This is a genomic window from Streptomyces sp. S6 (assembly GCF_054880855.1).
This window is the reverse complement of record NZ_JBTYMC010000241.1, coordinates 1-10172: the sequence shown is the minus strand read 5'-3', so window position 1 is coordinate 10172 and position 10172 is coordinate 1. Positions and strand designations below refer to the sequence as shown.

Here is a 10172-nt window from a genome sequence, read left to right as displayed (position 1 = left end):
CTGCGGACCGCGCTCTCCATGGTCGCGGGCCACCCGGTGGCGGTCCACGCGCCGGCCAGGTGGAGGCCGGGGGCTTTCGTGACGGCGCCGGGGCGCAGCCGCCCGACGCCGGGGGCCGGGGCGAAGGTCGCGGTCCTCTCGCGGGTGACGAAGAAGTCGCGGACCTCGGCGCCGCGCGCCCTCGGCAGCAGCTTCGCGAGTTCCGGCAGGTAGCGCTCGCGCAGCGCCGCCACGGGTGCGTCGATGTCGTCCTGCGCGGCCGACTGGGACAGCGCGAGGTACTGCCCCTGCCCGAGCCCGGAGGCTGCGGTGCGGTCGAAGACCCACTGCACGGGCGTGCCGAGGGCGGCCAGGAAGGGGACGTTCATGACCGGGCGGTCGTAGATCACGTGCACGTTCAGGATGGGGGCGGTGCCGATCTCCAGGAGCCGCTCGGGGGCGTCGAGCGCGCCGGGCGGCAGGAGGTCGTACGCCTCGCGCTGGGGGACGGCGAGGACGACCGCGTCGGCGTCGAGCGTGCGGCCGGGAACCTCGACGGTCCACCGGCCGTCGTCCTGGCGGGAGACGGAGGTGACGCGTGTCCGGACCTCGGTGCTCACGCCCGCGGAGTCGAGCGCCTTGCGGGCCAGCCCGTCGTGCAGGTCCCCGAGCGGGACATGGGCCCAGCCGATGTCGGCGGCGCCCGGGTCGGACAGCAGACCGGTCTTGAACACCATCGCGGCGAGCGCCAGCGAGGCGTCGCCCGCGACCGCGTTGAGGGTGGCGACGCCGACCAGGTCCCACAGGGCCTCGACGGTCCGCGTGGACTGCCCGTGCGCGGCGAGCCAGCCGCCGAAGTCCTGTGCGTCGAGGGCGGGGTCGGTGAGGTCGAGCCCCTTCAGCGCGAGCGCGGCTCGGCCGACCTTGGCGCGCTCGGCGAGCGAGAGGTGCGGGTAGGTGGCGAGGCTGCGCCCGAGGTGCAGCGGCACCGGCAGGGCGTCGCGCCGCAGGCGGCCGAGGCGCCGTCCCTCGGGTTTGGCGACGTCGACCACGGGGACGTCCAACCGGGGCTGGAGCGGGGCGAGTTCGGTGGCGCCGATGCGGTCCAGGAACCAGCGGTAGGCGGTGCAGCAGCGGAGGTAGACGTGCTGGCCGTTGTCGACGCTCAGCTCTCCGCGCCGGAAGGAGAAGGCGAGCCCGCCGAGGCGTGGCCTGCCTTCGAGGAGGGTGACGCGCACCCCGGCGTCCGCGAGGCCGAGCGCGGCGGTGACCCCGGCGAGGCCGCCGCCGACCACGACGGCGTGCCGTCCGGTGTTCTCGTCGGTCATCGCGTCCCCTCCCCTGCCGTCAGTGACGCCGGACGGACCTGCGGGGTTGCCTGGGGGACAGGAGTGACGAGCGGGGCCGGGGAGTCCGTCAAGAGGGCCTCCTGACGGTCTGTCGGGAGACGTGCCGGGCGTCGAGTCCGGACAGGCCGCGCGCGGCGACGTACGCCTTCTCCCGGCCGGGCAGGGAGACCCGGCCGCGCAGGACGGCCTCGGGGTCGCGTTCGATGCGCTCCAGCAGGCGCCGGTAGATCCCGGCCATCGCGGCGACGCAGGCCCCGCTGCGGCGGTCCAGCATCGGCAGCAGCCGGTACCCCTCGGCGAACAGGGCGCGGGCCCGGCGCACCTCGAAGTGGACGAGGCCCGCGAAGTCGGAGCCAGCCGGGGGCCGCGGGCCGGCGAACCCGGCGGAGCAGCCGAACTTGGCCAGGTCGTCGGCGGGGAGGTAGGTACGGCCGCCCTCGGCGTCCTCGCGGACGTCGCGCAGGATGTTGGTGAGCTGGAGGGCGAGGCCGAGGGTGTCGGCGTACTCGGGGGCGCGCTCGGCGCCGCCGCTGCCTGGGCGGGTGCCGAAGACGCCGAGGGAGAGCCTCCCGATCGCGCCGGCGACGCACTTGCAGTACGTCTTGAGGTCGTCCCAGGTCTCGTAGGTCTCGCCGCGCAGGTCCATCTCGACGCCGTCGATCAGCTCGTCGAGGCCGCCGAGCGGCACGGGGTAGACCTGGGAGGTGTGGGCGAGGGCGACCGCGACGGGGTCGGTGTCGTCCTCGGCGACGTCGCCCTTCTGGACCCGGGTGAGCAGGGCGCGGGTGTCCGCGAGGCGGGCGCTCTTCACCTCCGGGGCGAGGTCGCCGTCGCCGATGTCGTCGACGCGCCGGGAGAACGCGTACAGCGCGGACATCGCGCGTCTCTTGGATGTGGGCAGCAGCCGGATGCCGTAAGCGAAGTTGCGGGCCTGTGTGCCGGTGACGGCCTCGCAGTAGCTGTAGGCGGCGAGTACCGGCGCGGACACGTTCGGTGACGGTTCCACGGTCCGGATCACCCCTCTCCTCGCAGGGTCGTGCCCGCTTCGCGCAGCAGCCGCAGCGTGCCGGGCTTGGGCGGGCCGGAAAGTACGTCGTACCGCACGGCGGAGATCGCGTGGAGCGCCGCGCGTCCCCCCGCCACGAAGCCGGCGAGCAGCAGCCTGAGCCTGCCGGTGACGCTACCCACAAGGGGGGCGCCTTCATTCAGGAGCAGGCGGGCGCGTTCTGCTTCGAACGCGACCAGCGCGCGCAGCGACGCGCCGGTGTGCTCCGCCGCGAGGTCCGCCTCGGTCACGTGGAAGCGTTTCATGTCCTCGACGGGGAGGTAGACGCGGCCCCGGCCGAAGTCCTCGGCCACGTCCTGGAGGTGTTCGACGATCTGGAGAGCGGTGCAGACCGCGTCGGAGCGGCGGACGCGCTCGGGGGTCGCGGTGCCGGTGACGGCGAGGACGAGGCGGCCCACCGGGTTGGCGGACAGCTCGCAGTAGGCGAGGAGGTCGTCGTACGTCTCGTACCGGGTGACCTGCTGGTCCTGGCGGTTCGCGGCGATCAGGCCGAGGAAGGGCTCGGGGGTGAGGCCGCGGCGGCGGACCGTGGGCTGGAGGGCCAGCAGGAGGGGGTGGTGCGGGGTGGAGTCGAAGACGCGGCGCAGGTCCGTCTCGAAGGCGTCGAGCATCAGGAGGCGGTCGTCCGCGTCGGTCTCGGGGACGCCGAGCCGGCGGGCGTCGGCGCCGCCGGGGGCGAGGTCGCCGTCGCCGATGTCGTCGACGAGGCGGGCGAAACCGTAGATCGCCATGAGGTCGTCGCGCCAGGCGCGGGGGAGGAAGAAGGGGGCGACGGGGAAGTTCTCGTCGGCGGCCTTGTCGAGGGTGCCACGGTCGGTCCTGGGAGTATCCGTAGCCATTGCCGTCACATCTCCCGTTCTACACTGCCGACCCAATACGCACTATTTCGGACACGCCGCCCGGACCCCCGCGCGGCGGTGTACCAGTTGAAGTCGTCCGCGCACGTTATCGCCCCACTTGCCGCGATTCGAGACCGCTACAGCTTACGTTGTACAGCGCACGGTGGTTCGTCGGGGTCTCCCGCAGATCACAACAACACACCGATTGCCGTCAAGATTCCTTCGCCACAGCCGAGTTGACACTTCTTTTGCAGACGAGAGGCCCCGCCGAACGGTTGCGGCGGGGCCCGGTGCCATACGGGCTATTTACCCGTGAACTTCTCGTACTCCTTGATCACCGCGTCGGTCGGCCCGTCCATCCGCAGCTCACCGCGCTCCAGCCACAGCACCCGGTCGCAGGTGTCGCGGATCGACTTGTTGCTGTGGCTGACGAGGAACACCGTGCCCGCCTGCTTGCGCAGCTCCCGGATGCGTTCCTCGGAGCGCACCTGGAACTTGCGGTCGCCGGTCGCGAGGGCCTCGTCGATCATCAGGACGTCGTGGTCCTTGGCGGCGGCGATGGAGAACCTGAGCCGCGCGGCCATGCCGGAGGAATAGGTGCGCATCGGCAGCGAGATGAAGTCGCCCTTCTCGTTGATCCCCGAGAAGTCGACGATCTCCTGGTAGCGCTCCTTGATCTGCTCCCGGGACATCCCCATCGCGAGGCCGCCGAGGACGACGTTGCGCTCACCGGTGAGGTCGTTCATCAGGGCCGCGTTGACGCCGAGCAGCGAGGGCTGGCCGTCGGTGTACACCTTGCCGCTCTCCGGCGGCAGCAGTCCGGCGATCGCCCGCAGCAGCGTCGACTTGCCGGAGCCGTTGGTGCCGATCAGCCCGATCGCCTCACCCCGGTACGCGGTGAACGACACTCCTCGCACGGCGTGCACCTTGCGCACCCCGCGCTCCTCACCGCCCCCCCGGCGCTTGACGATCCGGCTCAGCGCGGCCGTCGCGCTGCCCTTGCCGCCCTTGGCACCGTTGACGCGGTAGACGATGTGCACGTCCTGCGCGATGACCGTCGGGACGCGCGTGCTCGGCTCAGCCACGGCCGTACCTCTCCTCCGCCTGCCAGAAGTACACGAAGCCGCCGACGGCGAACAGGGCGGCCCAGCCGCCCGCGACCGCCCAGACGTGGTCGGGGAGGTTGGCCGAGCCGTAGTCCTCGATGAGGGCGAAACGCATCAGGTCCATGTAGACGGCCGTCGGGTTCCACTGGAGCAGTGTCGAGACCCAGCCCGGCCGGTCGGCGAGGTACACCGGGATGGAGAACATCACGCCGGACGCGTACATCCACGTCCGCAGCACGAACGGCATCAACTGCGCGAGGTCGGGGGTCTTGGCGCCCGCGCGCGCGAAGACGAGGGCGAGGCCCATGTTGAAGAAGAACTGAAGGACCAGCGCCGGCACGATCAGCGCCCAGGACAGCGCGGGGTAGCTGCCGAACGCCATGACGACGAGGAACAGCACCAGCATCGACCACAGCAACTGCTGGAGCTGCTGGAGCGCGAAGGAGATCGGCAGGGAGGCGCGCGGGAAGTGCAGCGCCCGCACCAGACCGAGGTTCCCGGAGATCGCCCGCACACCCGACATGACGGAGCTCTGCGTGAACGTGAAGACGAAGATGCCCGTGACGAGGAACGGGATGTAGACGTCCTTCGGCATGCCCTTCCCGGCGTTCAGGATGAGCCCGAAGATCAGGAAGTACACGACCGCGTTGAGCAGCGGGGTGGCCACCTGCCAGAGCTGGCCGAGCTTCGCCTGGCTGTACTGGGCGGACAGCTTCGCCGAGGAGAAGGCCAGGATGAAGTGGCGCCGGCCCCACAACTGCCGGACGTACGCGCTCAGGGAAGGCCGCGCGCCGCTGACGGCCAGCCCGTACTTCTCGGCGAGCTGGGCAGGTGTGAGCCCGTCGTCCGGTGACGGGGGCTCACTCGTCATGACGCCGACCTCATGGGTTCTCTCACTCACAAGCGGAAACTTTCGTCTCGGGATGCGTGGCCTGGGCGGGCCTGGCACGAGCCGGGGGCCGCGCGAGGGCGGCCCGGGGTGACCTCGGGGACGAGCTTTTCAGATGATCGGCGGGCGGCCCAGTCGGGTCAGCCGCCACACCGTACGCCACCGCATCGGCCTGCGCGGGCCGCAGTCGGTTCTCCAGCCTTCCCGGAACCCGCCGAACCACGCCCTGAGCGCGGGTATGGAGGGGCGGCGCAGCAGGGTCAGCGTCAGCCACACCCCGAGGTAGACCGGGACGAGCGGGGCGGGCAGGTTGCGGCGGGCCAGCCACACGCGGTTGCGGGCCACCATGCGGTGGTAGACCGCGTGCCGGGACGGCGCCGTCGTCGGATGGTGCAGCACCATGTCGGACCGGTAGTCGATCCCCCACCCCGCGTCCAGCGCCCGCCACGCGAGGTCGGTCTCCTCGTGGGCGTAGAAGAACGCGTCGGGCAGCCCCCCGACCTCGGCGAAGACCTGGGTGCGCACCGCGTTGGCGCCGCCGAGGAACGTCGTCACCCGCGAGGAGCGCATCGGGTCGGACGCCCGCAGCCTCGGCACGTGCCGGCGCTGCGTGACACCGGTCTCCGGGTCGGCGATGCGGAAGCTGACGATGCCGAGGCGGGCGTCGTCCGCGAACGCGCCCCGGCACAGCTCGGCGGTGTCGTGCTCGGGGAGGAGGCCGTCGTCGTCGAGGAACAGCAGTATGTCGACGTCCCGGCCGCTCGGCCCGAACGCCTCGATGCCGACGTTGCGCCCGCCCGGGATGCCGAGGTTCTCCGGCAGCTCGATCGTGCGCACGCCCTCGGGGACGTCCGGGACGGGTGAGCCGTTGCCGACCACGACGACCTCGACCGGGTCGCCGTCCTGCTTGGCGACCGAGTCGAGCAGCGCGCGCAGCTCCTCGGGGCGGTTGCCCATCGTGATGACGACCGCGCCGACCTTCAGCGCGTTCACTTCAGCCTGCTGGAGACCAGCACCGACACCAGGTGCAGCAGGGTCTGGAGGAGGGCGATGCCGGCCAGGACGGCGGTGCCGAGGCGGGTCCAGAAGAGGTCGCCGTGGTAGTGGTCGGCGACCGCGAGGACCAGGATCAGCAGGGACGCCTCGATGCCGAGGATCAGCCGGTGGAACTTGAGCGCGGCGGCGGCCTTGCGGGCCAGCGCCATCCCGGAGGAGCGCGGCTCGGACGCCGACTCCTTGACCGGCGCCATCCCGTTCTGGTGCCGGGCCACCCCGACCAGGTCCGTCTCCGCCTTGATCAGGATCGCGCCGAGCGCGGCGAGCGTCCCGAGGAACGCCCACAGCCAGTCGATGCGCCCGGTGCCGAACACGTCGGCGGCCCGCAGGCCGAGGCCGACGAGGACGGCCGCGTCGGTCAGGTAGGCGCCGACCCGGTCCAGGTACACCCCGGCCAGCGAATACTGCTTGCGCCAGCGGGCGATCTCCCCGTCGACGCAGTCCAGCAGCAGGTAGAGCTGGACGGCGACGACACCGAGGACGGCGCCCCAGACGCCGGGCACCAGCAGTGCGGGGGCGGACAGCACCCCGCAGACGGTCATCAGGTACGTCAACTGGTTCGGCGTGACACGCGTGTCGACCAGGTACCGGTCGACCCTGAGGGACACCTCGCGCATGTAGAGGCGGCCCATCCAGTGCTCACCGCTGCGCCGGTCCTTGACCCCCGCGGGGTGCACGACGGGCCGGAGTTCAGCTACCGATGGCCTTGACATAGTCGGCGTAGACGTCCTTGATCTGGTCGGTCGTGAGGTCGAGGTGTTCGAGGATCGTGTAGCGGCCGGGGCGGGTCTGCGGGGCGAACTCCACGGCCTGGACGAACTCGCCCACGCTGAAGCCGATCTCCTCCGGCAGCACCGGCAGGCCGTGCCGGCGCAGCACCTCCGCCATGAACGCGGACTCCTCGTGCGCGCCCCGCAGGTACATGGCGAACGCGGCCCCGAGGCCGCACTGCTCGCCGTGCGCCGCGGCACGCTTGGGGAACAGCAGGTCGAACGCGTGGTTGATCTCGTGGCAGGCGCCGGACGCGGGCCGGGAGTCACCGGACACCGACATCGCGATCCCGGTCAGCACCAGCGCCTCGGCCAGCACCTGGAGGAAGCCGTCGTCGCCGATGCCGCCGGGGTGGCGCAGCACCGCCTCGCCGGCCTGCCGGGCCATGGCCGCCGCCAAGCCGTCGATCTTCTCGCCGTTGACCCGGTTGGCGAGCTCCCAGTCCGCGATCGCCGAGATGTTGGAGATCGCGTCGCCGATACCGGACCGCACGAACCGGACGGGCGCCTCGCGGACCAGCTCCAGGTCGATGACGACCGCTATCGGGTTCGGCACCCCGTAGGAGCCGCGTCCCGCGTCGTTGTCGAGGGTCGCGACCGGCGAGCACAGGCCGTCGTGCGCGAGGTTCGTCGGGACGGCGACCAGCGGCAGGCCGACGCGCGCCGCGGCGAACTTGGCGCAGTCGATGATCTTGCCGCCGCCGAGGCCGACGACGGCGTCGTAGTGACCGGCCTTTATGTCGCCGGCCAGCCGGATCGCGTCGTCGAGGGTGCCGCCGCACACCTCGTACCAGCTCGCGCCGGGCAGCGCGGGCGCGAGGCGCTCACGCAGCTGCGCACCCGAACCGGCGCTGACCGCGACCGCCAGCTTCCCCGAGTGCGAGATGCGCTCGTCGGCGAGCACCGACGCCAGGTCGTCGAGGGCACCCGGGCGGATGTCCACGACGACCGGCGACGGGATCAGCCGGGTCAGTACTGGCATGCGATCTCCCGCCCCTTGGCCAGGTCGTCGTGGTTGTCGATCTCGACCCACTTGACGTCGCCGATGGGCGCCACGTCGATCTGGAAGCCGCGGTTCACCAGCTCCTGGTAGCCGTGCTCGTAGAACTGCTGGGGGTCGGTCTCCCAGACGGTCTTGAGCGCGTCGGCGAGCGCGTCGGTGGCCTCGCCCTCGATGAGGGTGACGCCGATGTACTCGCCGGTCGCCTCGGCCGGGTCCATCAGCTTGGTGATCTTGCTGACGCCCTTCCCGGGGTCGACGACGACCTTCATCTCCTCGTCGGCCAGGGACTTGACCGTGTCGAGGGCGAGGATGATCCGCTTGCCGTCGCCGCGCGCGGCGAGCAGCGTCCGCTCGACGGAGACCGGGTGGACGGTGTCGCCGTTGGCGAGGATCACGCCGTCCTTGAGGGCGTCACGGCCGCACCACAGGGAGTAGGCGTTGTTCCACTCCTCGGCCTTGTCGTTGTCGATGAGCGTCAGCTTGAGGCCGTACTTGGCCTCCAGGGCGGCCTGGCGCTCGTACACGGCCTCCTTGCGGTACCCGACGATGATCGCGACGTCGGTGAGGCCGATCTCGGCGAAGTTGCCGAGGGTCAGGTCGAGGACGGTCGTCTCGCCGTCGACCGGCACCAGTGCCTTGGGCAGGGTGTCGGTGTAGGGGCGCAGTCTCCGGCCGGCGCCGGCCGCCAGCACGAGGCCGATCATGCGGATTCTCCTTCGTCGTGTACGGCTGGGGCACCGGCCTTGTGCGCGGTGACCCAGAAGCGGATGCTCTCGGCGAGCACCAGCAGGGCGACGGCCACGGCGAGCGCCGTGAGCGCGAGGGTGAAAGTCTCTGCGTCGAGCAGGGCGGCGAGGACGCAGACCAGCAGCGTCCGTCCTTCCTGCCCTCCGATGGCGCGCACCAGCCAGGCCGGCGGCGCTCCGGCGCCACCGCGGATGCGGTACACCGTGTCGTAGTGATGGTAGGCGACGGCGGCCACCAGCCCGAAAGCCGCCGGAAGCGCTCCGTTCACGTCCGCTTGGCTCGCCAGCAGGAGGACGGTGGCGTATTCGGCGGTGCGGAAGAGGGGGACGACGAGCCAGTCCAGGGTGCCCTTGAAGGGCAGGACGGTGACGGTCGCCGAGCCGAGGACGTACAGGGCGGCGAACAGGACGGGCCAGCCGCTGCCGTAGCCCGCGAGGGCGGCGGCGAGCAGCAGGGGCGCGACGACGCCGACGACCGAGCCGGCCCGGGAGAGCGTGCCGTGGTCCCGCACGCCGATCCGCCGGGCCAGGGGGTGCAGCGCCGCGACGAGCGCGCCGTTGTCCGCCAGGTCCGCCAGCGCCCGCGCGGAGCGGTCCGTGTTCGGGGTGCGGCGGCGCAGGGAGCGCAGGACGCGGCCGGCGGTGGTGTAGAGGGCGGCGAGGCCGCAGCCGACGAGGAGGGCGTAGAAGGTGATGCGGGGGGTGGCGACGGCGGTGAGGACCGCGATCATCGCCCAGCGCTCCCCGATCGGCAGGACGATCATGCGGCGCACCCACACCGACAGGCCGACCTTCTTGACGGGTCCCGTCGCGGGCGGGGCGACGTCGTCCTCGGCCTCGTGGTAGGCGAAGTCGACCATGTGGCGGACGGTCTGCACGGCCATCGCGGCCAGCGCGAGCGCCCACACGTCATCGCCGCCGCGCGCCGCTCCGAGGGCGAGGCCCGCGTAGTAGGCGTATTCCTTGGCCCGGTCGAAGGTCGCGTCGAGCCAGGCGCCCAGCGTCGAGTACTTGAGGGCGTAGCGGGCGAGCTGGCCGTCCGTGCAGTCCAGGACGAACGACACGATCAGCAGGACGCCCGCCGTGACGAACCCCGTGCGGGTGCCGGTCGCCGCGCAGCCGGCCGCGATCAGGGCCGTCAGCAGGGAGGCGGTGGTGACCTGGTTGGGGGTCAGGCCCCGGCGCGCGCACCAGCGGGCGAGGTGGCGGGAGTAGGGGCTGATGAAGAAGGTGGTGAAGAAGCCGTCGCCGGACTTCACGGCCGACCTCAGGCGGACGCCGGCACCCCCGGCGCACCCCCTGCGAGACGCCACCCCCGCCCACTCCCAGAGCGACACCGGACTCTCCGGCCCACCTCAGGGGACCACGG

At 71.8% G+C, this 10172-nt stretch carries 10 protein-coding genes; all 10 read right to left on the bottom strand.

Annotation, left to right across the window (positions count from 1 at the left end; translation table 11 throughout):
- A partial coding sequence (gene hpnE / locus ACVNF4_RS26360) for a hydroxysqualene dehydroxylase HpnE (protein ID WP_461805360.1) occupies positions 1–1307 on the bottom strand: 1307 nt, incomplete at its 3' end.
- An 88-nt stretch (positions 1308–1395) separates the two neighbouring features.
- Positions 1396–2346, bottom strand: a complete 951-nt coding sequence (gene hpnD / locus ACVNF4_RS26355; protein WP_461805359.1) for a presqualene diphosphate synthase HpnD — start codon at positions 2344–2346, stop codon at positions 1396–1398.
- Complete coding sequence (gene hpnC / locus ACVNF4_RS26350; protein WP_461805358.1) at positions 2343–3233, bottom strand: squalene synthase HpnC; 891 nt, start codon at positions 3231–3233, stop codon at positions 2343–2345. Before hpnC ends, hpnD begins: the two co-directional genes overlap by 4 nt.
- Positions 3234–3535: 302 nt before the next feature.
- Entirely contained in the window at positions 3536–4318 is a 783-nt protein-coding gene (locus ACVNF4_RS26345) for an ABC transporter ATP-binding protein (RefSeq protein WP_461805357.1), read from the bottom strand.
- Positions 4311–5240, bottom strand: a complete 930-nt coding sequence (locus tag ACVNF4_RS26340; RefSeq protein WP_461805356.1) for an ABC transporter permease — start codon at positions 5238–5240, stop codon at positions 4311–4313. The genes ACVNF4_RS26345 and ACVNF4_RS26340 overlap by 8 nt, the downstream gene beginning before the upstream one ends.
- 99 nt (positions 5241–5339) lie before the next feature.
- Complete coding sequence (locus tag ACVNF4_RS26335) at positions 5340–6212, bottom strand: glycosyltransferase family 2 protein (RefSeq protein ID WP_461805361.1); 873 nt, start codon at positions 6210–6212, stop codon at positions 5340–5342.
- Between the two features lie 5 nt (positions 6213–6217).
- Positions 6218–6961, bottom strand: coding sequence for a CDP-alcohol phosphatidyltransferase family protein (locus ACVNF4_RS26330; protein WP_461805355.1), 744 nt, complete (start codon positions 6959–6961; stop codon positions 6218–6220).
- A 13-nt stretch (positions 6962–6974) separates the two neighbouring features.
- Entirely contained in the window at positions 6975–8036 is a 1062-nt protein-coding gene (locus ACVNF4_RS26325) for an iron-containing alcohol dehydrogenase family protein (protein WP_461805354.1), read from the bottom strand.
- Complete coding sequence (locus ACVNF4_RS26320) at positions 8024–8761, bottom strand: phosphocholine cytidylyltransferase family protein (RefSeq protein ID WP_461805353.1); 738 nt, start codon at positions 8759–8761, stop codon at positions 8024–8026. The genes ACVNF4_RS26325 and ACVNF4_RS26320 overlap by 13 nt, the downstream gene beginning before the upstream one ends.
- Complete coding sequence (locus ACVNF4_RS26315; protein ID WP_461805352.1) at positions 8758–10116, bottom strand: DUF5941 domain-containing protein; 1359 nt, start codon at positions 10114–10116, stop codon at positions 8758–8760. Before ACVNF4_RS26315 ends, ACVNF4_RS26320 begins: the two co-directional genes overlap by 4 nt.
- Between the last annotated feature and the right edge of the window lie 56 nt (positions 10117–10172).

Bases quoted from the DNA above. Each gene is read 5' to 3' on its own strand.
- hpnC (WP_461805358.1), bottom strand. From the start codon at position 3,233: ATGGCTACGGATACTCCCAGGACCGACCGTGGCACCCTCGACAAGGCC.
- ACVNF4_RS26325 (WP_461805354.1), bottom strand. From the start codon at position 8,036: ATGCCAGTACTGACCCGGCTGATCCCGTCGCCGGTCGTCGTGGACATC.
- ACVNF4_RS26320 (WP_461805353.1), bottom strand. From the start codon at position 8,761: ATGATCGGCCTCGTGCTGGCGGCCGGCGCCGGCCGGAGACTGCGCCCC.